The organism is Streptomyces sp. T028, assembly GCF_048159505.1.
Classification (GTDB): Bacteria; Actinomycetota; Actinomycetes; order Streptomycetales; family Streptomycetaceae; genus Streptomyces.
Genome location: NZ_JBLRVZ010000019.1, coordinates 162179 through 185455, shown reverse-complemented (window position 1 = coordinate 185455; position 23277 = coordinate 162179). Strand labels below are relative to the sequence as shown.

The 23277-nt window shown below is 70.6% G+C and carries 20 protein-coding genes; 4 read left to right on the top strand and 16 right to left on the bottom strand.

Annotated features, from left to right (window positions below):
* The first annotated feature begins 4 nt into the window (after positions 1–4).
* Both ACLZN2_RS19375 and acnA read left to right on the top strand, forming a co-directional pair.
* Positions 5–895 carry an FCD domain-containing protein gene (locus tag ACLZN2_RS19375; protein ID WP_416979740.1) on the top strand — a complete coding sequence of 297 codons (891 nt, stop codon included), beginning with the start codon at positions 5–7 and terminating at the stop codon, positions 893–895.
* 81 nt (positions 896–976) lie between these two features.
* Positions 977–3616: an aconitate hydratase AcnA gene (gene acnA, locus ACLZN2_RS19370; protein WP_416979739.1), complete on the top strand. Its 2640-nt coding sequence runs from the start codon at positions 977–979 to the stop codon at positions 3614–3616.
* Positions 3617–3637: 21 nt separating this feature from the next.
* Here the strand turns inward: acnA and ACLZN2_RS19365 are convergent, their stop codons facing one another.
* From ACLZN2_RS19365 to ACLZN2_RS19325, 9 genes are all read right to left on the bottom strand, one after another.
* Positions 3638–4360, bottom strand: coding sequence for a FadR/GntR family transcriptional regulator (locus ACLZN2_RS19365; protein WP_416979738.1), 723 nt, complete (start codon positions 4358–4360; stop codon positions 3638–3640).
* A gap of 101 nt (positions 4361–4461) precedes the next feature.
* The gene (locus ACLZN2_RS19360; protein WP_416979737.1) at positions 4462–5121 is read right to left on the bottom strand and encodes a DsbA family oxidoreductase; all 660 of its coding nucleotides are present in this window, start codon (positions 5119–5121) and stop codon (positions 4462–4464) included.
* Positions 5118–5291 (bottom strand): hypothetical protein, encoded by a 174-nt coding sequence (locus ACLZN2_RS19355; RefSeq protein WP_416979736.1) that lies wholly within the window; start codon positions 5289–5291, stop codon positions 5118–5120. The genes ACLZN2_RS19360 and ACLZN2_RS19355 overlap by 4 nt, the downstream gene beginning before the upstream one ends.
* 50 nt (positions 5292–5341) lie before the next feature.
* Positions 5342–6079: an SDR family NAD(P)-dependent oxidoreductase gene (locus ACLZN2_RS19350; RefSeq protein WP_416979735.1), complete on the bottom strand. Its 738-nt coding sequence runs from the start codon at positions 6077–6079 to the stop codon at positions 5342–5344.
* A gap of 118 nt (positions 6080–6197) precedes the next feature.
* Positions 6198–7217: a zinc-dependent alcohol dehydrogenase gene (locus tag ACLZN2_RS19345; RefSeq protein WP_416979734.1), complete on the bottom strand. Its 1020-nt coding sequence runs from the start codon at positions 7215–7217 to the stop codon at positions 6198–6200.
* Positions 7218–7256: 39 nt separating this feature from the next.
* Positions 7257–7580, bottom strand: coding sequence for a putative quinol monooxygenase (locus ACLZN2_RS19340; RefSeq protein ID WP_416979733.1), 324 nt, complete (start codon positions 7578–7580; stop codon positions 7257–7259).
* 61 nt (positions 7581–7641) lie between these two features.
* The gene (locus ACLZN2_RS19335; protein ID WP_416979732.1) at positions 7642–8778 is read right to left on the bottom strand and encodes a serine hydrolase domain-containing protein; all 1137 of its coding nucleotides are present in this window, start codon (positions 8776–8778) and stop codon (positions 7642–7644) included.
* 2 nt (positions 8779–8780) lie between these two features.
* Entirely contained in the window at positions 8781–10307 is a 1527-nt protein-coding gene (locus ACLZN2_RS19330; RefSeq protein WP_416979731.1) for a flavin-containing monooxygenase, read from the bottom strand.
* A 56-nt stretch (positions 10308–10363) separates the two neighbouring features.
* A complete protein-coding gene (locus tag ACLZN2_RS19325) occupies positions 10364–11419 on the bottom strand; it encodes an AraC family transcriptional regulator (RefSeq protein WP_416979730.1) in 1056 nt (351 codons plus the stop codon).
* Positions 11420–11519: 100 nt separating this feature from the next.
* Here ACLZN2_RS19325 and ACLZN2_RS19320 point away from each other — a divergent pair, with 100 nt between their 5' ends.
* Together ACLZN2_RS19320 and ACLZN2_RS19315 are read left to right on the top strand one after the other, a co-directional pair.
* Positions 11520–12041: a MarR family winged helix-turn-helix transcriptional regulator gene (locus tag ACLZN2_RS19320; RefSeq protein ID WP_416979729.1), complete on the top strand. Its 522-nt coding sequence runs from the start codon at positions 11520–11522 to the stop codon at positions 12039–12041.
* Entirely contained in the window at positions 12022–13620 is a 1599-nt protein-coding gene (locus tag ACLZN2_RS19315; RefSeq protein WP_416979728.1) for a DHA2 family efflux MFS transporter permease subunit, read from the top strand. The genes ACLZN2_RS19320 and ACLZN2_RS19315 overlap by 20 nt, the downstream gene beginning before the upstream one ends.
* 54 nt (positions 13621–13674) lie before the next feature.
* Here ACLZN2_RS19315 and ACLZN2_RS19310 read toward each other — a convergent pair whose 3' ends face one another.
* From ACLZN2_RS19310 to ACLZN2_RS19280, 7 genes are all read right to left on the bottom strand, one after another.
* On the bottom strand, positions 13675–14217 hold the full coding sequence (locus ACLZN2_RS19310; RefSeq protein ID WP_416979727.1) for a GNAT family N-acetyltransferase: 543 nt from the start codon (positions 14215–14217) through the stop codon (positions 13675–13677).
* A 94-nt stretch (positions 14218–14311) separates the two neighbouring features.
* The gene (locus ACLZN2_RS19305; RefSeq protein WP_416979726.1) at positions 14312–15949 is read right to left on the bottom strand and encodes a protein kinase domain-containing protein; all 1638 of its coding nucleotides are present in this window, start codon (positions 15947–15949) and stop codon (positions 14312–14314) included.
* 200 nt (positions 15950–16149) lie between these two features.
* A complete protein-coding gene (locus ACLZN2_RS19300) occupies positions 16150–18003 on the bottom strand; it encodes an RICIN domain-containing protein (RefSeq protein WP_416979725.1) in 1854 nt (617 codons plus the stop codon).
* Positions 18004–18073: 70 nt separating this feature from the next.
* Complete coding sequence (locus ACLZN2_RS19295; RefSeq protein WP_416979724.1) at positions 18074–19810, bottom strand: amylo-alpha-1,6-glucosidase; 1737 nt, start codon at positions 19808–19810, stop codon at positions 18074–18076.
* 307 nt (positions 19811–20117) lie between these two features.
* The gene (locus ACLZN2_RS19290) at positions 20118–20954 is read right to left on the bottom strand and encodes a carbohydrate ABC transporter permease (RefSeq protein ID WP_416979723.1); all 837 of its coding nucleotides are present in this window, start codon (positions 20952–20954) and stop codon (positions 20118–20120) included.
* A complete protein-coding gene (locus ACLZN2_RS19285) occupies positions 20951–21934 on the bottom strand; it encodes a carbohydrate ABC transporter permease (protein WP_416979722.1) in 984 nt (327 codons plus the stop codon). Before ACLZN2_RS19285 ends, ACLZN2_RS19290 begins: the two co-directional genes overlap by 4 nt.
* 20 nt (positions 21935–21954) lie before the next feature.
* Positions 21955–23196, bottom strand: coding sequence for a sugar ABC transporter substrate-binding protein (locus ACLZN2_RS19280; protein ID WP_416979721.1), 1242 nt, complete (start codon positions 23194–23196; stop codon positions 21955–21957).
* Positions 23197–23277: the final 81 nt, after the last annotated feature.

Genomic DNA, 23277 nt, shown 5'->3' with positions numbered 1-23277 from the left:
AGCGATGTCGCGGCCGAACCTGACCACCTCCATGGCCACCCGTCTCGTGGACCTGATGCGGCGCACGGGACTCGCACAGGGCGCCCATGTCACCGAGCAGTGGGCGGCGGACGAACTGGAGGTCTCCCGCACCCCGGTCCGCAAGGCCATGCTGTTCCTGACCGAGGTCGGCATCCTCGAACGCGTCCCCAACCGCGGCTTCTTCCTCGCCCGTGACGCGGGCGCCCTCGCCGGGCCGGATCTGAGCGAGGGCGCGGACGTCGAGCAGTCGGCGTACTTCGAGATCGCCGACGACTACGTGGGCGGGCGCTTCACCGGCTCCTTCACCGCCGCCGACATCGCCCGCCGTTACCGCCTCACGCCCCGCGAGGCCGACCGGGTGCTGTCCCGGATGGAGGCCGAGGACCTGGTGCGGCGCAAGGCGGGCGGCCGGGGCTGGGAGTTCCAGCACGTCATGGCCACCGTCGACGCGCACGACCAGAGCTACCGGTTCCGGATGATCATCGAGCCGTCCGCGCTGCTGGAGCCGGGCTTCACACCCGACCCGGCCGCCTTCGCCCAGCACCGGCGGCAGCAGGAGGCTCTGCTGCACGGGGACATCCTGCTGCTGCCGCGCGCCGAGCTGTTCCAGGTCAACGCCTCCTTCCACGAGATGCTGGTCGGCTGCTCCGGCAACCAGTTCCTGCTGGACGCGGTACGCCGGACCAACCGGCTGCGCCGTCTGATCGAGTACCGCCACCAGCTCGACCGCTCCCGTCTCGCCACCCAGGCCCGGGAGCATCTGCGGTTGCTGGACCTGGTGGAGAGCGGGGACCTGGAGGAGGCGTCCGCCTTCCTCCGCACCCACCTGGACAAGGTGCGCTCGATCAAGACGGGCGTATCGAGGGAGAGCTAGGGCAGCACGGGCGAGAGACGCGTGACTCGTCACACGATCCCGAGAGTTGTATCAGTGAGCAGCTTGAGACAATATGGGGTCATGACCGCTGACCACACCGCCGTACTCACCGTGGACGGCCGCTCCCACCGCTATCTGCCCCTGGACCGGCTCCTGCCCGGACCGGAGAGGGACGCCCTCCCGTACGCGGTGCGGGTGCTGCTGGAGAACGTCGCCCGCAGGGCGCCGGAGGCCCTCGCGGACGTGCTGTCCCGGGCTCGCTCGGGGGACGGCGAGTGCGAGGTGCCGGTGCGTCCGAACCGGATCATGCTCCACGACACCACCTGCCTGCCGGCGCTGGCCGACTTCGCCGCCATGCGGGACAGCGTCGCCGAACTGGGCGGGGACGCGGAGCGGCTGCAGCCCTCGATCCCGGTGGACCTGACCGTGGACCACTCCGTGATCGTCGAGGAGTACGGCCGTCCCGACGCCGTCGAGCGCAACCTGCTGATCGACTTCCGCCGCAACGGCGAGCGGTACGAGATGGTGAAGTGGGCCGAGCGCAGCGTGGACAACTTCCGTGTCGTGCCGCCGGGCACCGGGATCATCCATCAGGTCAACATGGAGGCGCTGGCCCGTGTGGTGTGGGTGACGGAGGCCGAGGACGGCGGTCCGTCCTGGCTGCACCCGGACGTCCTGGTCGCCACCGACAGCCACACCCCGATGATCAACGCCCTGGGCGTCGTCGGCTGGGGCGTCGGCGGTCTGGAGGGCCAGGCCGCCATGCTCGGCGAGCCGGTCACCATCCCCTTCCCCGAGGTGGTCGGCGTCCGCCTGGCCGGCCGGCTGCGCCCCGGTGTCGGAGCCACCGACCTCGCCCTGACCCTCACCGAACTCCTGCGCGCGACGGGCGTGGTGAACAAGTTCGTCGAGTTCTGCGGCGACGGCGTCACCGCCCTCGGCTGGGCGGAGCGCGCCGCGGTCTCCAACATGGCGCCCGAGTACGGCGCCACCTGCGTCTTCTTTCCCTACGACGACGAGACCGCCGCGTATCTGCGCCTGAGCGGACGGGAGGAGGAGCACGTCCGGCTCGTCGACGCCTACCTCACCGCCCAGGGTCTCAAGCGCACCGACGACCGCCCCGTCCCCCGCTACGACCAGCTGCTGGACCTCGATCTCGGCACGGTCGAGCCGAGCGTGGCGGGCCCGGACCTGCCGCACCAGCGGCTGCCGGTCTCCCAGGTCCCGGCGTCGTTCCAGCAGGCGGCGGGCCGGGCGACGACCGCGACGGCGGACTCCTTCGGTGAACCGCTGCCCGACGGACCGGTCGCCATCGCCGCCATCACCAGTTGCACCAACACGGCCAACCCGGCCCTCGTCGTGCAGGCGGGCCTGCTGGCCAGGCGGGCGGTCCAGTCGGGGCTGACCGCCAAACCGTGGGTGAAGACCTCCCTCTCCCCCGGTTCGCAGGTGGTCGAGGAGTATCTGCGGGAGTCCGGGCTGCTGCCCCATCTGGAGAAGACCGGCTTCCACATCGTCGGCTTCGGCTGTATGACCTGCATCGGCAACTCCGGTCCCCTGCACCCGGAGATGGAGCGTCTCGCCGAGGAGGGTGCGACCGAGCCGGTGGCCGTCCTGTCCGGCAACCGCAACTTCGCGGGCCGGGTCAATCCGCGTGTCTCCGTGTCCTACCTCGCCTCGCCGCCGCTGGTCGTCGCCTACGCCCTGGCCGGTTCGGTCCTGCACGACTTCGAGCGCGAGCCCCTGGGCACGGACCACGAGGGACGCCCCGTGTTCCTCAAGGACCTGTGGCCCTCCGACGAGGAGGTCGCCGCGTGCGTCGGGCGGTTCGTGCGCCCCGAGATGTTCCGCGGCAACACCTCCCGTATCCGGCGGGGCACCCCGGCCTGGCAGGAGATCGAGGCACCCGACGGTACGCGTTTCCCGTGGCATCCGGAGTCGACGTACATCCGTCGCCCTCCGCATCTCACGGGTCTGTCCGCCGCCCCCTCGGCGGAGGTGCGGGTCGACCGGGCCAGGGTCCTCCTCCTGCTCGGCGACAACGTCACCACCGACCACATCTCCCCCGCCGGAGCCATCCCCGCGCGCAGTACGGCCGGACAGTGGCTGGCCGAGCGTGGGGTGGCCCGGCGTGACCTCAACCAGTACTCCACGCGCCGCAGCAACCACGAGGTCATGCTGCGCGGTGCCTTCACCAACGCGGCGGTGACGAACCTGCTGCTCGACGGCCGGCCGGCGCCGGGCGGCCACGCGTACACTGCCGACGGCACCCGCGTCCTGCCCGTCCACGAGGCCGCGCCGACCTATCCGGAGGCGGGCTACGACCTGGTCGTGGTCGCCGGGCGCAACTACGGGGCCGGTTCCAGCCGGGACTGGGCGGCGAAGGCCCAGGCGCTGCTGGGGGTGCGCGCGGTCGTCGCCGAGTCGTACGAGCGCATCCACCGCTCCAACCTGATCGGGATGGGCGTTCTGCCCATCGAGTTCACCGAGGGAGACACCGCCGCGTCCCACCCGTTCACCAGTGACCGGGAGCTGTCCTTCGAAGGGCTCGACACCCTCGACGTCGGCACCAACCGCGTCACCCTCCACCTGCGGGCGCCGGACGGACAACACGACACCGTGGCGCTCCGGCTGCGGATCTTCTCCCGGCAGGAGGCGGCCTACCTGCGGCACGGCGGGATCCTGCCGTACGTGGTGCGCCGCGCCCTCGCCTCGCCCTGAACGAAGTCAGCCTGAACGAAGTCAGTCGGCCTTGCCCTCGTGCTCCAGGGCTGCCAGCAACCGCCGGGTCGCCCCCTCCATGTGGTGCGCCATCGCCGCGCGGGCGGCCTCGGCGTCGCCCCGCTCGATCGCGTCGAGGATCGGCACATGGTCGTCGTAGGCGACCTGGCGGCTGCGCGTCGACCCGGTACGCGCGACCCAGCCGCGCTGGATCATGGCCCGCAGCCCCTTGAGCATGTCCCGTAGGACCACGTTGCCGCACAGGTCGGCCACGGTGGCGTGGAAGGCCATGTCGGCCTCCGGGAAGTCCGCGTCGGCGCACGTCCGCATGGTGTCGAGCCGCCCGCGCAGCAGTTCGGCGCCCTCTTCGTCGCGCGCTTCGGCGGCCAACCCCGCCACCAGGACCTCCAGTTCGGCCCGCGCCCGGAGCAGGTCCTTCGCACCGCGCTCCCCCAGCACCAGGCCGAGCTCGAACAGCCGGTAGAGAACATCGGAGTCGGGACCCCGGAAATACGTGCCGCTGCTCTGCCGGATCTCCAGCAGGCCGAGGAAGCCGAGCGACTTGATCGCCTCGCGCACGGTCGGCCGGTTGACGCCGAGCATCTCGGTCAACTGCCGCTCGGAGGGGATCCGCTGCCCCGGAGCGACCTCACCGGACATGAGATAGTCGATCAGTCTGCGTGAGACCTCGGACGCGAGCGGTTCCCGCGGCTCGGTGTTGATCCGGGACAGTTCGGCGGTCATGGCATCGTTCTCCGGTCTGGTGGGACTCCCACTCTATCCGCCACCGGTCAACCGGAGAACCGGTCAGGCCACCACCCGCTTCACTTACGGATCTGACCGGTTCAGCGGTTCGCCGACGTGGCGTTCGCGCGGGCGGTGCGCAGGGCGGAGAGGAAGGTCCCGGCGGACTGGGCACCGGAGACGGCGTAGGCACGGTCGAGGACGAAGTAGGGCACACCGGAGGCTCCGTAACGACGGCCCTCGTCGAAGTCGGCCTGCACGGCGTCCGTATAGGTGTCGCCGTCGAGCATCCGCCGTATCTCGTCCTCGGGGACGCCGACTTCGACGCCGAGCCGCACCAGCGTGTCGTGGTCGTCCACGATCGCGCCCTCGCCCAGGTGGGCCCGGAGCAGCCGCTCGTGCATCTCGGCGCCCAGCCCGTGCGTCCCGGCCAGGTGGCTGAGGCGGTGGGCGTCGACGGTGTTGACGGAGACGGCCCGCTCCAGGTCGTACGACAGCCCCTCAGCGGCGGCGAGTTCGGTGACCTGCCGGGTCATCGCCCGTACCTGGGTGAGGGGCGCTCCGGTCTTCCGCGTGAGCGTCTCGAAGACAGGGGTGCGCCGGCCCTTGGGGTGGGTGGGGTCGAGCTGGAAGCTGTGCCAGTGGATCTCGACCTCGTCGGCGTGCTCGAAGCGGCCGAGCGCCGACTCCAGGCGTCGCTTGCCGATGTAGCACCAGGGACAGACGACGTCCGACCAGACGTCGATACGCAGCGCGCTCACAGGTGGCACACCCCGTCCACGCAGACGGCCGCGTCCGGCGAACCGAGGACCGTGAGGGAGGGCACGGCGTCCTCCGCGCCCGGAGAGGCTTTGGCGGTGGGCGGCGTGCCGGAGGAGTTCTCGACGGGATGGTCCTCCGCCGTGCCGTCATGGAGAAGGGAACCAGACATGTCATGTCCAATCGTCGTTACGACGGGGGAGGTGGGGTCGGGACCGGAGCTCACGCGGCGGCGTCGGCGCGGGGCGTCAGCTCCACGGGGTGGGCCCGCTCGACACGGTCGCGCCTGGTGTACATGTCCCAGTAGTGCTCGGCGAGTTCGTCCGGGTGGACGACGGGAAACTCCACGCCGGGAACCCCGTCACCCTCGGCGGCCGCGTCACCCATCTCACTCCCGGTGATCATGGCGGCGACGCTGAGGGTGCCCGCGTAGACGCCGGCATCGGCGAGTTCGCCGTTGAGGGAGTACAGGTAGTTACGGGCGGCGGCCATCACCGGGCCCGGCCCGCTGAGGTGGGCCATCGGCTGGACCGCCGAGTAGCCGGTGGTCATCAGGACGGCGCCGTCGCCGCGCTCGACCATCTCCGGCAGCACGGCACGGAACACCTCCACGGGCGTGAACAGGAGGAGCCCGGAGAGACTCTCCAAGGTCGCCGCGTCCAGCCGGGCGGCCGGGGTGAAGGACACCTCGCCGCCGATCGGCCCGTACTCGACGACGTCGATGCGTCCGAAGTGCGCGCGGATGGCGTCCACCAGGGCGGGAACCCCACTTGGGTCGGACAGGTCGGCGGGGAAGGCGGATGCCTCGACGCCCTCCTCGGCGAGCTGTGCCACCAGGGTGTCCAGCCGCTCCTTGCGACGGGCCACCAGGGCGACACGGAAGCCCTCCCGGCCGAAGCGACGGGCGACGGACACGCCCAGACCGGTACCGGCGCCGAAGACGGCGATGACTTTGGACATCGGAATTCCCCTTGCCGCAGCTATCATGACCCATGGGTCAACTTCAGCGCCGACCGTAACACATAACTTGACCCAGGTGTCGAGTTATGTGTTGCGGCAGCCGCGGCCGGACTCTCCCTCAGTTCTCCAGGACGAAGATCGGCTTGTGGCCGGCGCGGCCGGAGGTCAGCACCTCGGGGATCTCGTCCCAGCGGTGGATCCCGCTGGTGACCAGCTCGGGGTGGAGCTTGCCCGCGGCCACCGCCTCCAGCGTCGGCGTCATGCTCGGCCGTGCGTGGCCCTTGCCGTTATGGAAGTGGACGCCGCGCTGGTAGAGCGCGAGCAGGGGGAGCTGTACGTCCTCGAAGTAGATGCCGACGCTGTTCACGTGGCCCTCGGGCACGACCGACAGCAGCGCCTTGCGCAGCCGCTCGGGGTCGCAACTGGCGTCCACAGCGAGGTGGAAGTCCTTCTCCCGCTTGCCGTGGATGTCGTGGACCTCGGCGCCGAGCTGCTCGGCGACCTTCATCCTGACCGGGTCGTCGTCGTAGTAGGCGGTGCGGGCTCCGGCGCAGTGGACCGCGACGTCGACGCAGTACAGGCCGATGGAGCCGGTCCCGCCGAAGACCGCGATCCTCGGGTCGGTGATCCCGGCGACGGTCGGCATCACCGTCTCCCAGCCGAGCGCGAGGTTGTCGCCGATCGAGGCCAGGTGCACGGGGTCGACCCCGGCGGGCAGCTTGGCGAGGTTGAAGTCCGCGTAGGGGACGCGGATGAGTTCGTCGAAGGTCCCGCCCCAGGCCCCGTTCACCGGAAGGCCGTACTGGGCGTCGCCGTGGAGGAGACAGCGGGCGGTGTGTCCGAGCCTGCACTGCGCACAGGTACCGCAGGCGATGTGCCAGGCGACGCCGACGACGTCACCGACCGCGACGTCCGTGCAGTCGGGACCGACCTCGACGACCGTGCCCACGCACTCGTGGCCGAGCGGGAACGGGCCGAAGCCGGAGAACGGGGTCTTGTCGGCGATGACGTGATGGTCGAGATCGCAGGTCGTGGCCGCGAGCGGCCGCACGAGCGCGTCCGTGCCCTCGACGATGGCGGGCGCGTCGACCTCGTCGAAGCGCAGCTGTCCGGGGGCGACGAACATCAGGCTTTTCATGGGAGAGCTCCTCGGTGATTCGTGGGGAATGCCGGGCGGTCAGACGGCGCCGGTGTCCGCGTCGCCGGCGGGGATCGCGTCCAGGAACAGCACGTCCGGGGGCCCGTCGAGCGCCTCTCCCAGTGCGGTGAAGACCTCACGCATCGCCGCGCCCTTCAGATGAGCGCCCAGCTCGTCCTGCGAGGCCCACTTCTCGACGAGGACGAACGCACCGGTGGTGCCCGTCTTGCGGTGCAGTGCGTAGCGCAGACATCCGGGCTCCGCGTGGACCGCGGGCACCGCTGCCTTCAGCGTCTTCTCGACCAGCTCTTCCTGGCCCGGCTTCGCGACCAACGTCGCCACCAGGACAACCGGTTCGGCCATGGTTTTCTCCTTCACGGTATAACACTCGTTATAATTATGACAGGTGTAATACGCCGGGGCTTCATTCCATGGCCGCGAAGGCCGCGCTGACGTACTGGATCGTGCGCTCGCTGCCGAGCAGCCCGGCGCCCATGCGGTTCATGACGTACGAGAGGGCTGCCCGGCGCTCGGTGTCGATCACGACCACCGATCCGCCCCAGCCCGTCCAGAAGCAGATCCGTCCCTCCGGGAGGTACGTCACCGCCGGCGACGGCAGTCCGAACCCGATGCCGAAGCGCAGATGCGCCCCGAGCACCAGGTCGGGCCCGTCGGACTGCGGGCTGAAGACGTGGTCGATCGTGCGCGGCGAGAGCAGGCGTACGCCGTCCAGCGTGCCGCCGCAGGCGATGACGGAGTGGATGCGAGCGAGCGAGCGGGCGTTGCCGTGGCCGTTCGCGGCGCCGATCTCGGCGCGACGCCATGCGGGGTGCCACGACTCCTCCGCCCCGCCCAGGGGGCCGATGAAGGTCCTCGTCGCCACGCCGGCGGGGTCGGCAGCCGCGAGGCCGGCCGACCGGGACGGCGGCGGTACGACGTCGGCGACCCGGCCGGACTCCGAGTCGGCCAGACCGATGTGGAAGTCGGCGCCGAGCGGCCCGGCGATCTCCTCGGCCACGAACCGGCCCAGGGTGCGCCCGTCGGTCCGCCGGATCAGCTCACCCACCAGATGCCCGTAGCTGAGCAGGTGGTAGCCGGACGCCGTGCCCGGGGGCCACCACGGCGCCTGCACGGCCAGCCGGGCCGTCGCCTCCGGGACGTCCAGGACGTCGGCCACGGTCACCGGCCGGTCCCAGCCCGAGACGCCGGAGGTGTGCGACAGCACATGCCGGACCAGCACGCCCTCCTTGCCTCGGGCCGCGAACTCCGGCCAGTACCGGGCCACCGGCGCGTCCACGTCGAGCAGTCCACGCTCGACCAGCAGCAGCGCCGCCAGGGAGGTGACCGTCTTCGTGCACGACCAGACGTTCGTGATCGTGTCGCGTCGCCACGGCACGGTCCGGTCCCGGTCCGCCCATCCGCCCCACAGGTCGACCACGGGCTCTCCGTCGATCACGACCGCGATCGAGGCGCCGAGCTCCTCGCCCGAGTGGAGGTTCTCGTTCAGCAGCGCGGCCAGCTTGGCGTAGCGCTCTTCGTACACACCGTCGAGGCCGGGCACGGTCAGCCACCCCGCCGGGGATCGTCGCCCGCCGCCGAGCGCACGGAGGCCCGAGGCACCCCGGCCAGTTCGCGGCGCAGGTTCGCAACGGCGACCTCGGCGGCGTCCAGCAGGTAGGTCTGACGCATCCGCCACGGACGCCGGTCGCCCTGCCGCGGGAAGCCGTCCACGCCCCGCTGGACGTATCCCGACGCCAGCTCGATCATGGGCCGCTCGCCGACGCCGGGGTCCGCTGCCGGGGCGACCGCCGCGAGGTCCGCGCGGCGCATGTGGTTGAGGATCCGGCACACCAGCCGCGCGGTGAGGTCCGCCCGCATGGTCCAGGAGAGGTTGACGTAACCGAAGCAGAGCGCGAGGTTGGGCACGTCGCTGAGCATGGTGCCCCGCCACAGCATGTGACGCGCCGGCTCTACCGGCTTGCCGTCGACGCTCACCGTGATGTGCCCCAGGGCCAGCATGCGCAGCCCGGTGGCGGTCACCACGATGTCGGCCGGCAGTACCTTCCCCGACCGCAGCCGGATGCCCTCCGGGACGAAGCGGTCGATGTGGTCGGTGACCACCTCGGCCTCCTCGCGCTTGATGGCCTTGAACAGGTCCGCGTCGGCCGCGATGCACACCCGCTGGTCCCACGGCGCGTACGAGGGGGTGAAGTGCTCGCGCACCGCGGCCTCGCCGATCCGCCGGGTGGCGGCCGTGGTCAGCAGGGCCCGGGCCCGGTCCGGGAACCGGCGGCAGTAGTGGTAGAAGCCGCCCGCGTAGGCGGCGTTGCGGGCCCGGACGACCCGGTGGGCGAGCCGGGCGGGCAGCCACCGCCGGAGCCTGTCGGCGAGCCGGTCCCGTCGCGGCAGCGCGCTGATCCACGTCGGCGTGCGCTGCAGCATGGTCACCTTCGCCGCGTCGCGCGCCATCGCGGGGACCAGGGTGATCGCGGTCGCGCCGCTGCCGATCACGACGACGCGCTTGCCCGCGTAATCCAGCCCCTCGGGCCAGAACTGCGGGCGCACCACCGTTCCGGTGAAGGACTCCAGCCCGTCGAAGTGCGGGTCGTGCCCGCGCTCGTAGTCGTAGTAGCCGGTGCACAGGTAGAGGAACGAGCACGTCACGGTGCGCCGCGTCGTCCCCCGCGAGCCCTCCGCCCGCTCGACGGTCAGCGTCCACAGGGCGCTCTCGCCGCACCAGTCGGCCGCCACCACCCTGGTGCCGCGGTGGACATGGCGGTCGATGCCGTGCCGCTCGACCGTCTGCCGGAGGTAGGAGAGGATCTCGCCCCCGTCGACGATCGAGTTCTCCCCGGTCCACGGCTGGAACGGAAGACTGAGGGTGAAGATGTCGGAGTCGGAGCGGATCCCGGGATACCGGAACAGGTCCCATGTCCCGCCCAGGGACTCACGGGCCTCCAGCACGGCGTACGACCGATCGGGACACCGCGACTGCACGCGGTACGCGGCGTCGATGCCGGAGATCCCCGCGCCGACGATCACGACGTCGACGTGCTCGGGGAACGGGGCAGGGGCTGCGGAACTGGTCATGGCACCCGAGTATGGGAGCCCTCCGCCCTCTTCACTTAACCCCGCACGACAATAATTTAACCCTGTGCGACATCCTGTACGACGCCCTGTGACACGGTTGCCACGGCGGCGTCACGGCGGACCCGCGTCGGGGTCCTGCCGAACCAACGGCGCACCGCACGCGTCAGCGCCGCCTGTCCGGCCAGCTCGACCAGCGACGCGACCTGGGAGAACGGCATGTCGGTTCCCGTCAGCAGCCGGTGGGCCGCGTTCTTGCGCACGTCGTCGAGGATCGCCTGGAACGAGGTGCCCTCCTGCGCCAGCCGCCGCTGCAACGTCCGCGGATGCGTGTGCAGCCACTCCGCGACGAGGTCGATCCGCACGGGGACGGTGCCCAGCGCGCGGCCGACGGCCGACCGCACCGCGGTCGTCACACTCTCCCGGGGGTCGGTGTAGTGCGACTCCAGGTACTCCACGACCATGCGCCGCAGTTCGGGATTGACGGGGGTCGACATCGGCTGGGCGAAGAGCTTCGAAGGCACCCGCAGCAGGGCCTGCCCGGCGTCGAACCGGACCGGCGCGCCGAAGAACCCGGCGTACACCGACTCGTCCGTCAGCGGCGGATGGGGCAGATAGACACCGAGCAGGTCGTATCCGCCGCTCATCGTGACGAGAATGCGGTGCAGCAGCCCCAGACCCCCGTCGATGGTCTGCGGCTCGTACGGGATGTCCGGGTGCGTCATGTGGTACTCGACGGCGCTCACCCCCGCGTACCGCTCGGGGTCGGGCCCGCACGACAGCCGGAGGGCCTGGTTGTGCACGAACAGGAAGCGTGACGCGCAGTCGAGTCCCTCGCCGACCGTGTCGCAGTTGCCGACCGCCAGCGCCAGGGGGCCCAGCTCCGACAGGTTCTGATAGGCCGCCAGGCGCAGTCCGAAATCGGGACAGTTCAGCTTCTTCGCCGCGTGGCGCAGGATCCGCCCGGCCGTCGCCGCCGGCAGCAGTCCGTCCTCGGAGTCCAGATCACCGGGAGAGACACCGAACGGGGCCAGCAGCGCAGCCCCGTCGCCGCCGAGACTGTCGATCAGACGATCGGTACCCCGGATCGCGGCGGCCCGGATCTCCATCTGCATGCCCCCACCGTAGCGGGGCCGAATCCGCCCGCACCGAACAGGAATGTCCCGCGAGCGCGATGGTTGCTACACCGCAAGTAACACCCCTAGCGTGACGCCCATGAGCGAGCGCACCGAGCTGTACGACGGTCTGGAGACGTTCCTCCAGTACCTGTTCACCCTCGCCGAGTCCGAAGAGCTGAGTGTGCCGTCCGACATGGAGGTGTCGTTCACGCAGGTCCGCGCTCTGGTTCTGCTCACCGCCGCCGACGAGCCGCGGCCGATCCACCAGGTCGCCCAGCAGTTGGGGCTGTCCCTCACCTCCGCCAGCAGGAACATCGACCGTCTGGTCCGGTTGGGGAGCGTCGAGCGCCGGGAGTGCTCGGCGGACCGGCGGGTCAAGCTCGTCTCGGTCACCCCGCACGGGCGCAGGGTCGTCGACCAGCACCTCGAACCTCGCCGCAGGGCCGTGCGCACCTTCGTCGAGCGTCTTCCGGACGGCAACGTCCGCGCGTTCCTCACCGCTCTGCGTCCCCTGCTGGCGGACGGCTCCTTCGCAGTCGGCCCGACGGCCACCCAGCTCCCGCTCCCTCCGACAGACCAGACCGACCAGAAGGAAACGCATGTCCACCACAGCCGCTGACAAGAGCAGCGCCGCCGGTTCACCCGGCGAGGACGACAAGATCACCGCGGACATACTCAAGGTCGCCGGGGCCGTCGTTCTCGGCATGATCATGGCCATCCTGGACACGACGGTCGTGAACGTCGCGCTTCCGACCTTCCTCGACGCGTTCGACGTCGACGCCTACTCGACGGTCGCCTGGACCATCACCGCCTACACGCTCGCGCTCGCCGCGGTCATACCCGTCACGGGCTGGGCGGCGGACCGGTTCGGCACGAAGCGTCTCTACATCACCGCGCTGGTCCTGTTCACCCTCGGCTCGATCCTGTGCGCGTTCGCCTGGAGCATCGAGGCGCTGATCGGGTTCCGGGTCCTGCAGGGGCTGGGCGGCGGCATGCTGGTCCCGCTGGGCATGACCATCATGACGAAGGCCGCGGGTCCCAGGCGGATGGGCCGGCTGATGGCGATCCTCGGCGTTCCGATGCTGCTGGGCCCGATCGCCGGCCCCATCCTCGGCGGCTGGCTCATCGACGCGGTCTCCTGGCACTGGATCTTCCTGATCAACCTCCCCCTCGGCATCCTCTCCATCATCTACGCGACAGTGGTGCTGCCGAAGGACGCCCCGGAGCCGAGCGAGACCTTCGACCTGGTCGGCATGCTGCTCATGTCGCCGGGCCTGGCCCTGTTCCTCTACGGCGTCTCCTCCATCCCGGGCGAGGGCACCGCGGCGTCCGTCAAGGTCCTCCTGCCCGGTCTGCTCGGCCTGGGGCTGATCGCGGCCTTCGTCGGGTGGGCGTTCCGGCCGGAGCATCCGCTGCTGGACCTGCGCCTGTTCAAGGACCGCAACCTGACCGTCTCGACCATCGTGATGTTCCTGTTCGCCGGTTCGTTCTTCGGCGCGATGCTGCTCGTGCCGACCTACTTCCAGCAGGTGCGCGGCGAGGACGTCCTCAAGGCCGGTCTCCTGGTCGCCCCGCAGGGCATCGGCGCGATGGTGACCATGCCGATCGCCGGCACACTGGCCGACAAGTGGCCCGTCGGGCGGATCGTGCCCTTCGGCATGGTCACGATCATCGTGGGCATCGGTGGTCTCGCCATGAGCACCGATCCCGACACGCCCTACTGGCAGGTCATCGTCTTCCTGTTCGTGATGGGGCTGGGCATGGGCGGCTCCATGATGCCGACCTTCACCTCCGCGCTGAAGACACTGCGGGCGCACCAGGTCGCCCGGGGTTCGACCCTCATCAACGTGATCCAGCAGGTCGCCGCGTCCGTCGGGGTCGCCGTGATGTCGGTCGTCCTGACGAACCAGCAGAACGCGTCCGAGGCGTTCAAGGCGCTCGGGGCCATCGCGAACGCCGAGAGCGCCGGCGTCCAGCCCCCGGCCTGGGCCACGGAGACCGCTCAGCGGCTGGGTGAGGCGTTCCGGAGCACTGCGCTGTCCGACCTGGCGCAGGCCTTCGAGACGACGTACTGGGTGGCGACCGCCGCGCTCGTGGTCACTCTCGTGGCATCGCTGTGGCTGCCGCGCAAGCGCGACGAGTCACTGCCGCTCGACGCCGAGAGCGAGCGCGTGACCCCGCCGGCCGCCCTGCACTGAGACGACGTACGGCGAACAGACCGACGCGCCCGCCACTTCGCGGACATGACGTGGCTAGCGCTTCGAGTCCGGCTTCCAGTCCTGGGCGAGGAGCCCGAGCAGCACCTCGTCCAGGAACTCGCCCATCACCCAGGCCGAGGAGCGCAGCACGCCCTCGCGGACGAAGCCGTTGCGCTCGGCGGCGCGCAGCATCGCGTCGTTGTCCGAGAGGGTCTCGATCTGCAGCCGATGCAGGCCGCGTACGACGAACCCGTAGTGGCACAGCACGGCGACCACGTCAGTGCCGTAGCCCTTGCCGCGCGCGGACGGCAGCAGCCCCAGCCCGACGTGCGCGAACCGGTTGTGGTTGTCGATGCCCCACAGGTTCGCGGTGCCGACCAGCGTGCCGCCCTCGAGCTCCACCACGGAGAACGGGACGTGCCCCTGCTCCTTGTCGTCCACCACGAGCCGCGGATCCTTCGAGCCGGGCGTGATCGGCCGCCACGGCCCGCCTTCGGACCGCGAGGCGTTGACCACGTCGTCGTAGAGCTCGGCCCGCAGGATCGGGATGTCGTCCTCGTGTCGGGCCCTGAGCCCGACCTTGTCGCCCCTCAGCATGCAGGATTCTTATCCGCCCGGACCGGCCCACGGCAAACCAATATGATCGAACCCGCGCCCGAATTCCCCATCCGACGGCCGATCCTGACGTTCGCTACTGCGCGGCCTGGACCCAGGCCTGGTTGGTCTTGCCGGTGCAGAGGTACAGGGTCACCCTGGTGCCGTCGGCGATCGCCGAGCCGTTGACGTCCACGCAGTTGCCCGTCTCCTCGTTGACGATCTCGCCGTCGGCGTTCAGCCGCCAGCGTTGCAGCCCGCCTCCGGTGTACTCGGCGGCGGTCTTGAGCGCGTAGCTGCCGGCCGTCGCCGTCAGGTACCCGTTCGCGCCCTTCAGGGTGCCGTTCGCGCCGAACGACCACGTCTGCGCGGCGCCGCCCGTGCAGGTGCTGATCGCGGCGTTGGACGGGTCGGCCGTCAGGCACCTGCCGGACTGTCTGCCGCGCAGCGCGCCGGACGACACGACCGTCGTGGAGCCGGCCGGTGTCGCCGTGGCGGCGGGGGTCGAGGCGGGCGAGTCGGTGTCGTCCGGTGACGGGTCCGCGTCCTCGGCCCCGGAGTTCCCGGAGGTGTCGGCCGTGTGGCCGGAGGCCGCGTCCGCCGTCCGCCCGGCGGTCCCTGCCGTGTTCTTGGAGCCGCGGCTCGGGTCGGGACTGAGTACAGGACTCCCGCTCGCGGTCGGCGCGACGGCGGGCGCGCTGACCGTCGCGCCGGCTCCGGTCCCGTCGGCCGCACCGGCGCCGGCGTCCTCGGTCGAGGTGAGGGTCCGGTAGGAGACCGCGGCGATCAGCGCCGCGACGACCACCGTGGCCCCCGCGGCAGGCACCAGATGCCGGGAGACCCGACGGACCGCCGGCGTCTCCAACCTGGCCGTGGGCGCCAACCCGTCGGTCCTGGTGCCGTCGATCACGGCGGCAAGGAGCGCGTCCAGCTCGGCGGCATCCGGGCGGGTCTGCGGATCCGCCCCGAGCAGCCGTGACAGGACCGGGGCCAGGGGGCCCGCGTGCACCGGCGGGGGCACCGGCTCGCCGAGCACGGCGGCGAGGGTGGCGAGGGCTGTGCCACGCCGCATCGGGCTGCTCCCCTCCACGGAGACGTAGAGGGTCATGCCGAGTGACCAGAGGTCGGACGCCGGAGCGTCCTCGGCGCCGCGGATGCGCTCCGGGGCCATGAACTCGGGCGAGCCGACCATTTCCCCGGTGTGGGTCAGCCGGCTCACCCCGGGGAGGCCGGCGATGCCGAAGTCGGTGAGCACCGCCGAGGTGGTGTGGTCCGGCCCTTCGCGCAACAGGATGTTCGCGGGTTTGACGTCGCGGTGGTGCACACCGGCGGCATGGGCGGTGCGCAGTGCGGCCAGCACGTCACGGCCGACGCGGGCCGCCTCCCGGGGGTCCAGCGGGCCGATGTCCAGTCGGTCCTGCAGCGACAGCCCCGGCACGAACTCCATCACGAGCCAGGGGTACGGGTCCTGGTCGACGATGTGATGGATCGCCACCACGTTGGGGTGCCTCAGCCGGGCGAGTGCGCGGGCCTCGCGCAGCACGCGTTCGTGCTGCACGCCCAGGGACGAGGGGGCCGCGGCGGCCGTCCTCGGATCGGCGGGGCGGACCTCCTTGATGGCGACGTCGCGGTGCAGTGCGGTGTCCCGTGCCCGCCACACCGTGCCCATGCCACCGGTACCGAGCTGCTCGAGCAGCTCGAATCGCCCGTCGATGATCCGTCCTGCGCCGTTCACGTTCCGTCCCTCGCTGATTGACCGGTCGGTGCCCGGGCGGGTGACGGTCGGCAGTCGTCGGCGTTCTGACCTGCGACCACTTCGGTGATCCCCGGGCCGCTCGCCCGGCCCGCCGAACATACGGGCGGACCGGGGCGCGCGCATCAGTAGAATTACGGACGGGAGTCACTTACGACCGGACGCCGACCTGCCGACCTGCGTCAGCCCTTGCCGGTGAGCCGCCAGATCTGGTTCCTCTTCGTGCTCAGGGCGCTCGCCGGGTCGCAGGTCCACTGGTGGATCAGGGCGCCGGCCGTGGTCGAGACGTTGCTGACGTCGGCGCACTTGCCGCTGTGGACGGCGACCAGCTGGTAGTCCTTGCTGTTGCCCAGCGCACTGACCGGGTTGAGCGTGAACTGCTGGTTGGTGCCCGTGCCGCAGGTGTACTGGATGACGGCGGCCCCGTCGGCGGTGGACGCCCCGGAGACGTCGAGGCACTTGCCGCTGAGCTCGTTGACGATGGTGTAGGTGTTGGTCTTCCCGGCCACCGGCTTGAGGTCGAGCATCTGCTGGTAGCCGCCCTCGCAGTGCCACTGCTGGTACTGGGTGCCGTTGGCGGTGCTGAGGTTGGTGTCGTCCAGGCACTGGCCGCTGTTCTGGCTCACCGCGACGGTCGAGACCGTGGTGTTGGACGGCGGGAGCAGGGTGACGGTGTAGCCGTCCTTGGCGTTGCTCCAGGGCAGGCTCACCGAGGCGGCGTTGTTGCTGACGGTCAGGGTGGTGTCGGAGATCGTCTCCGGGCCGGTGACCGCGGCGCCGTTGTTGTACGGGACGCGCTGGACGACCGCGCGGAGCTTGCCGCTCTCCACCACCGAGGTGGTGTTCAGGCCGGTCAGGTTGACGGTGACGGTGCCGGTGTTGCCGCTGCTGCCGAGCAGGATCCTGGCGTTCTTGGCGGTGTTGTCCTTGGTGGCCAGGCCGTCGGTGCCGGTGCCGGGGACCAGGTTGACGATGTTGCCGGTCTGGGAGCCGTAGTAGCGGTACATGAACCATTCACCGAGCGGCAGGTACTGTCCGGCACTGTTCTTGGTGAGCAGGTTGGCCTCGTTGTCGTGCAGGCCGGTGCCGGAGGCCCAGTTGCCGCGCATGCCGTCGGCGCCGGCGCGCTCCAGGCGGCCGATGAACCAGGCGCCGCCGCCCGGGGACTGCATGGACAGGGTGGCGTACTCGTTGATCTGGTACGGGCGGGTGTTGACCAGCCCCGCCGCGGCGAGGGTCGAGTTGGCCCGGCCGACGTCCGTGGCCGGGTCGCCGGGTTCGTCGTGCCAGCTGTAGATGTCCGGGGCGACGTTGTTGGCCTTGACGTGGTTCAGGTACGTGGTCCACCAGGCGTTGGACGAGTTGGGCTGGTGCGCCGTGCTGGGGCCGACGATGAGCTGGTTCGGGAACGCGGCCCGTACCCGGGCGTGGAAGCGCGACCACATCTGCAGGTACTGCGCCTGCGAGGCACCCCAGAAGACACCGCCTTCGAGGTCGGGTTCGTTCCACAGGTCCCACTGGACCGTCATGTTGTTGGCACGGACGTCGTTGACGAGCTGGGTGACGAAGGCGTCGAACTTCGTCCAGTCGCCGTTGTCACCGGGCCAGCCCTGGTTGGTCGTGCCGTCCGCGCCCCACAGGTCGTGCGGGAGCAGGACGAAGGTGCCGCCGAGGGCGGCGGTCCGCTTGTACTGGGCGAGGGTCGAAGCCCAGCGGGTCTGGTAGTCGGCGAGGCTGGTGGCGTAGCCGCCGCTGTTGAGCTGTGCGCCGCCGGCCCGCATGAGGTGCCACTTGATGTCCTTGAAGAAGTGGTCCTGCGGGAGCGAGCCGTTCGGCGTCATCCCGTAGATCATGCCGGAGGCGTGATACGTCGGGGCGCCGCCGGCGGTGGCGAAGTCGACGGTGACGCTGGTGTCGGCGGCCTGGGAAGGGGCTGCGGGCACCAGGGTCGAGGCCAGGGCGGCCATGAGGACGGCGCCGGACGAGACGGCTCGGCGTCCGGTGCGCTTCGTGGGTCCGGGGAGGGGCGACTTCATTGTGGCTCCTGGGGGGAAGGAGGATGGACCGGGAACCGAACGGTCCCGGCGCTCTGGGGGGGACGGCCGGTCAGCGGCCCTCTCGGTGGGTGTGTGCCTCGGCGAGGAGGAGATAGCTGCCGGCGGTCCAGGTGTAGGCGCGGTCGCGCAGGCCGGTCCCGGTGAGGGCGTCGAAGTTCTCGGCGAAGCCGTGGGTCTCGCACAGGGCGCGGAAGCGGGCGCTGATGTCGTCGGCGAGGCGGTGGTGGCCCGCGCGGCGCAGGCCGTCCTCGACGAGGACGGTGGCGGGGGCCCAGATCGGGCCGCGCCAGTAGCCGTCGGCGAGGTAGTGCGGTGAGGTCGGCAGCTCGGTGGCCAGGCCGTACGGCGTCAGATGGGCCTTGATGCGGTCGGCCAGCGCGCTGCCGACCTCGGCGGGCAGGTGCTCGCCCAGGACGACGGGCATCAGGTCGAGGAGACTGCCGCTGCTCCAGGTGGCGCCGGTGGCGAGGCCCCGGGCGACGAACCTGTCGCCGCTCCAGAGCTGGTCGAGCAGTGCCGACTGGGTCCTCCCGGCCTCGGCCGTCCATCGGCTCGCCTCCTCGGCCCTGCCCAACTCCGTAGCGAGTGCGGCCAGTTCACGCAGCTGGAGGACGAGGAAGGCGGCCAGGTCGGCGGTGACGACCACGCGCTCGGGGTCGAAGGTGGTGGCGTTGTCCCAGCCGCTGTCGTTGCCGTGCTGGTAGTGGGCCAGTTCGGCGCCGGGGGCTCGCCGGGCGGTGAGCCAGAAGTCGGTCCAGCGCTCCAACCGCTCGTATGCCGCAGCCAGTTCGGCCGGTCCGGGAGGCGTCGGCAGGCGTCGGCGCAGAAGGCCGTAGGCCCAGCCGTGGATGGGCGGCTTGACGAAGTTGTGGAGGACCTCGGAGTGGGTGACCGAGTCCGGCAGGGCGCCGCTGTGATCCTGGTGGTCGAAGGGCAGGTGGTACTGGTCCAGGGCCAGTCCGGGGCAACCGGGCGCCAGGGCGAGGGCGTTGAAGCAGTGGTCCCAGCTCCAGACCTTGTCCATCCAGTGCTTGGACATCAGCACGGCGGGCCGGGTGACCAGGCCGGTCGGACGTACGGTCGCCGACCAGACGACGTAGGCGGCGAGTTCGGCCGCGGGCGTCGCGGAGGAGCGCCAGGGGGCCACGGCGTCGACGAAGTCCGCGAACGCGCCCCGTACGGACTCCACGATCTCGTCGAAGGTCGCCGAGGACGTGTACGGCGTGCGGGCGGTGTCGAGTTCCTCGACGGCGATCTCCCACGCTCCGTCCGCGTCCGCTGCGACGCGGACACCCCGGTCTGCCGTGCCCAGCGCCTGGGCTCCGGCCGTGTCGGTGACGGTGCCGGACAGCACGGTGACGCGGTAACGGCGTCCGGTCTCGTACGACGTGAACACATGCGCGCCCGCCGCCGGATCATGGAAGAAGTACGTACCGCTGAACGGGGTCAGGGTCCGCGCGGCGGCCAGGACGCCGATGCCGAGGCCGCGCCCCCGCAGCCGTACGGTGTCCGGCGACTCGTAGGCGAGGTCGACGCGCCCGGCCGCGCCGATCCAGCCGAGCAGGCCCGGGGTCGCCTCGACGCGGGTCTCGGCGCGCTCGCCCGTGGCCGGGTCCAGGGGAACCAGGCGCAGGACGGCGTGCATGCCGTTCTGGTGCGAGACGAGGTGGAGGTCGTCGGCGTACGTCTTCTCGGCCACCACGGGCGAGAGGTCGAACCAGGATCCGTAGGTGCTGAACGGGATGTCGTGGACGGAGAAGGCCGGGCCGGTTCGGGCGGCGGTCATGTGGCGTGACTCGTTTCTCGAGCAGGGGGCACCGGCCGACTGGTGCGCAGCCGGATCGGTCGTGACGGGATGGAGGGAGCCAGGCTCTCAGAGCCTGTGTCATATCCCCGGCCGGATCAGCGCGCGGCGTCATGGGGGCCCCTCCCGCGCGAGCGAAGCCGAGCGTGGGGGAGCGTGCGATCGCAAGGCGCCGGAGCGTCCTCGTGGCGGAGCCACGTGGGCGTTTCGGCAACGCGGCTGGGGGTCCCCCCTCTGGGGGAGTGCGTGCCAGACGCCGCGCGCCCGGCCGGGGATATGACACAGGCTCTCAGTCCTTGACCGCGCCGGCGGTCACGCCGGCGGCGACGTAGCGCTGGGCGAGGACGAGGATGACCGCAGCGGGCAGCGAGGCCACGACGGCGGTGGCCATGATGGCGTTCCACTCCTGGTTGTTGTTGCCGATGTAGTGGTAGATGCCGAGGGTGATCGGCTCGTGCGTGCCACCGTTGACGAGCGTGCCGGCGAAGACGAAGTCGGACCAGGACCACAGGAACGCGAAGAGGGAGACCGTGACGACGGCGTTGCGGCTCATCGGCAGCACGATCGACCAGAAGGTGCGCAGGGGCTTCGCCCCGTCCATCTGCGCGGCCTGGAGCAGTTCGCCGGGGATGCCGGACATGAACGCCGTGAAGATCAGGACCGCGAAGGGGACGGCCAGGGTGGAGTCGGCGACGATCAGTCCGGGGACCGACTGGAGCAGGCCGAGCTGGAGGTAGATGGCGTAGAAGCCCATCGCCATGATGATGCCGGGGATCATCTGGGCGGCCAGCAGGACGAAGCTCAGGACGGCGCCGCCGCGCGGGCGCAGCTTGGCGAGCGCGTAGCCGGCGGGCGCGGACAGGGCGACGGTCAGGACGACGGTGCCGAGGCCGATGACGAAGCTGGTGCCGAGATAGGGCAGTTGCTCGTCGAGGACGGTGCGGTAGCCGGCCAGGGTGCCGTGCAGCGGCAGCAGGTCCGGCGGGCTCTTGCGCATGTCCTGGTCGCGGGTGAGGGAGACGTTGAGCATCCAGTAGACCGGGAAGAGCATGATCCCGGTCAGCAGCACACCGATCGCGGTCCTGCCCCCCGTACGTAGGCGGGTACGTGTGCGGCTTCGGCTCATGACAGTGCCTCCCGTCGCTGCGCCCGGACGTAGACCAGACCGAAGACCAGCGCGGCGACCACGAGCAGGTTCCCGACGGCGGCTCCGGGGCCGAAGGCGGGCAGGAGGTTGCCGAAGCCGAGCTGGTAGGACCAGGTGGCGAAGGTGGTGGAGGAGTCCGCCGGGCCGCCCTTGGTCATGATCCAGATGATGTCGAAGACCTTGAGCGTGTAGACCAGCCCCAGCAGCAGGGTGATCGCGGACACCGGGCGCAGCAGCGGGAAGGTGACGCGCCAGAAGCGCTGCCAGGCGTTCGCCCCGTCGAGGGCGGCGGCCTCGTACAGGCTCGCCGGGATGGACTGCAGGCCGCTGTGGAGCACGACCAGGTTGAACGGGACGCCGATCCAGATGTTCGCGATGATCACCGAGGCCAGCGACCAGGACGGCGAGGTCAGCCAGTTCACCGGGCCGATACCGAAGGCGTGCAGGGTGGCGTTGACGATGCCGGAGTCGCTGTTGAGCATCCACGACCAGGTGGACGCGGACACGATCAGCGGCAGCAGCCACGGCACCAGGAACAGGGCGCGGAGCGTGGCCGAGAGCCGGAAGTGCTGGTTGAAGAAGACCGCGAGGGCCAGGCCGATGGCGTACTGGAAGACCAGGCACACGGCGGTGAACACCACGGTGTGGAGCAGAGCGGGGGCGAAGGTCGGGTCGTCGAAGACCTTCCGGTAGTTCTCGAACCCGGTGAACGGCGCGTCGCCCTGCACGAAGGAGCGGACGGTGTAGTCGCGCAGGCTCAGGTCGAGGTTGCGGTACAGCGGATAGGCGTAGAAGAGGGCGAGATAGAGGGTCACCGGGGCGAGGAACGCCCAGGCGGCCCACTGTGGGGAAGCCGGACGGCGCCGCGCTCGCGCGGCTGCCGGGGGCGGGGCGGCGGTGGCCGCCCCGCTCCGCTCACCCGCGGACCGGCGGTCCGACGACTGTTGCGTGTGGTTCATCTCGGACCGGGAATCCCTGGTTACTTGACGGCCGACTGGGCCTTGGTGAGTGCGTCCTTGGGCGACTCGGCACCACTGAGGGCGGACTGGACGGCCTTCCACATCTGCTCGGAGATCTTGGGGTACTTGGTGCCCAGGTCATCGCTGGTGCGCCCCTTGGCCGCCTTGACCGCGTCCACCCACGGCTTCAGCTCAGGGTTCGCCGCCACCTGCTTTTCCTGGACCTCGCTGGTGGGGGCCACGTACGACAGCGTGGTGTCGGTGTCGTAGAGGTTCTGGGTGCTGGTCAGGCAGGTCGCCAGCTTCTGGGAAGTGGCGTAGCGGCCGGCGTCCTCCTGGACCGGAAGGGTGACGAACTCACCGCCGGTCGGGGCCGCGGCGTTGCCGCCGGTGGCGGTGGGGATGGGCAGAACCCCGTAGTCGAAGCCGGCCTTCTTGGCGTTGGCGAGCTGCCAGGTGCCGTTCTCCGCGAACGCGTAGTCACCGCTCGCGAACTCCTGCCAGCTGGTGGTCTGGGTGTTGTTGATCACCGAGTTCGGCGCATAGCCGCTCTTCATCCAGTCCTTCCACAGCGTCAGCGCCGAGACGGCCTGGGTGGAGGCGAGGTCCGTCAGCTGTGCGCCCGAGCCCCAGAACCACGGCAGGAACTGGAAGCTGCCCTCCTCCGTGCCGATCGCCGAGAAGGTAATCCCCTTCTTGCCCGCCTTCTTGACCTTGGCCAGGGCCGCGGTCAGCGACTTCCAGTCCTTGACCGAGGCGATGTCCACCCCGGCATCGCTCAGGACCTTCTTGTTGTAGTAGAGAGCGAGGGTGTTCGCACCGATCGGCGTGCCGTAGATCTTGCCCTTCATCTCGCCTGCCGCGAGGAGGTTGCGGTCCACGGCGGCCACGTCCAGCTTGTTCTCCTCGGCCGAGGTGAGCACGCCCGCCTCGGCCAGGGTGGACACCACCGGGTTGTCGACGATGAGGACGTCCGGGGAGTTGCCCTGCTGGGCGGCCAGCAGGGTCTTGTTGGCGAGGTCACTGGTGTCGAAACCGGTCCGCTTGATCTTCACGCCGGCCTCGGTGCCGCACTTGTCCAGCAGCGTCGTCCAGGCCGAGCCCTTGGCGAACTGCGGGTACGGGTCCCAGACGGTGTACGTGCCGCTGCCGGCGTCCTTCGAGCCGGAGCTGCCCGAACCGGAGGAACAGGCGGTGCCGGTGACGGCGACGACGGTCGACACGGCCACGGCGGCGAGGAGTCGTCTGGAGGAGTTGCGCATTGCGGGTCCTTCGCTTTTTGGCACAGGGGTGCCGTGGGAGGGGTGAAGGGGGGAAGGCGGGCACGCCGAAGGGGCACGGTG

Coding starts and splice junctions, on each gene's coding strand:
- ACLZN2_RS19375 (WP_416979740.1), top strand. CDS start 5: ATGTCGCGGCCGAACCTGACCACCTCCATGGCCACCCGTCTCGTGGAC.
- acnA (WP_416979739.1), top strand. CDS start 977: ATGACCGCTGACCACACCGCCGTACTCACCGTGGACGGCCGCTCCCAC.
- ACLZN2_RS19365 (WP_416979738.1), bottom strand. CDS start 4,360: ATGACCGCCGAACTGTCCCGGATCAACACCGAGCCGCGGGAACCGCTC.
- ACLZN2_RS19355 (WP_416979736.1), bottom strand. CDS start 5,291: ATGTCTGGTTCCCTTCTCCATGACGGCACGGCGGAGGACCATCCCGTC.
- ACLZN2_RS19350 (WP_416979735.1), bottom strand. CDS start 6,079: ATGTCCAAAGTCATCGCCGTCTTCGGCGCCGGTACCGGTCTGGGCGTG.
- ACLZN2_RS19345 (WP_416979734.1), bottom strand. CDS start 7,217: ATGAAAAGCCTGATGTTCGTCGCCCCCGGACAGCTGCGCTTCGACGAG.
- ACLZN2_RS19340 (WP_416979733.1), bottom strand. CDS start 7,580: ATGGCCGAACCGGTTGTCCTGGTGGCGACGTTGGTCGCGAAGCCGGGC.
- ACLZN2_RS19330 (WP_416979731.1), bottom strand. CDS start 10,307: ATGACCAGTTCCGCAGCCCCTGCCCCGTTCCCCGAGCACGTCGACGTC.
- ACLZN2_RS19325 (WP_416979730.1), bottom strand. CDS start 11,419: ATGCAGATGGAGATCCGGGCCGCCGCGATCCGGGGTACCGATCGTCTG.
- ACLZN2_RS19320 (WP_416979729.1), top strand. CDS start 11,520: ATGAGCGAGCGCACCGAGCTGTACGACGGTCTGGAGACGTTCCTCCAG.
- ACLZN2_RS19315 (WP_416979728.1), top strand. CDS start 12,022: ATGTCCACCACAGCCGCTGACAAGAGCAGCGCCGCCGGTTCACCCGGC.
- ACLZN2_RS19310 (WP_416979727.1), bottom strand. CDS start 14,217: ATGCTGAGGGGCGACAAGGTCGGGCTCAGGGCCCGACACGAGGACGAC.
- ACLZN2_RS19300 (WP_416979725.1), bottom strand. CDS start 18,003: ATGAAGTCGCCCCTCCCCGGACCCACGAAGCGCACCGGACGCCGAGCC.
- ACLZN2_RS19295 (WP_416979724.1), bottom strand. CDS start 19,810: ATGACCGCCGCCCGAACCGGCCCGGCCTTCTCCGTCCACGACATCCCG.
- ACLZN2_RS19290 (WP_416979723.1), bottom strand. CDS start 20,954: ATGAGCCGAAGCCGCACACGTACCCGCCTACGTACGGGGGGCAGGACC.
- ACLZN2_RS19285 (WP_416979722.1), bottom strand. CDS start 21,934: ATGAACCACACGCAACAGTCGTCGGACCGCCGGTCCGCGGGTGAGCGG.
- ACLZN2_RS19280 (WP_416979721.1), bottom strand. CDS start 23,196: ATGCGCAACTCCTCCAGACGACTCCTCGCCGCCGTGGCCGTGTCGACC.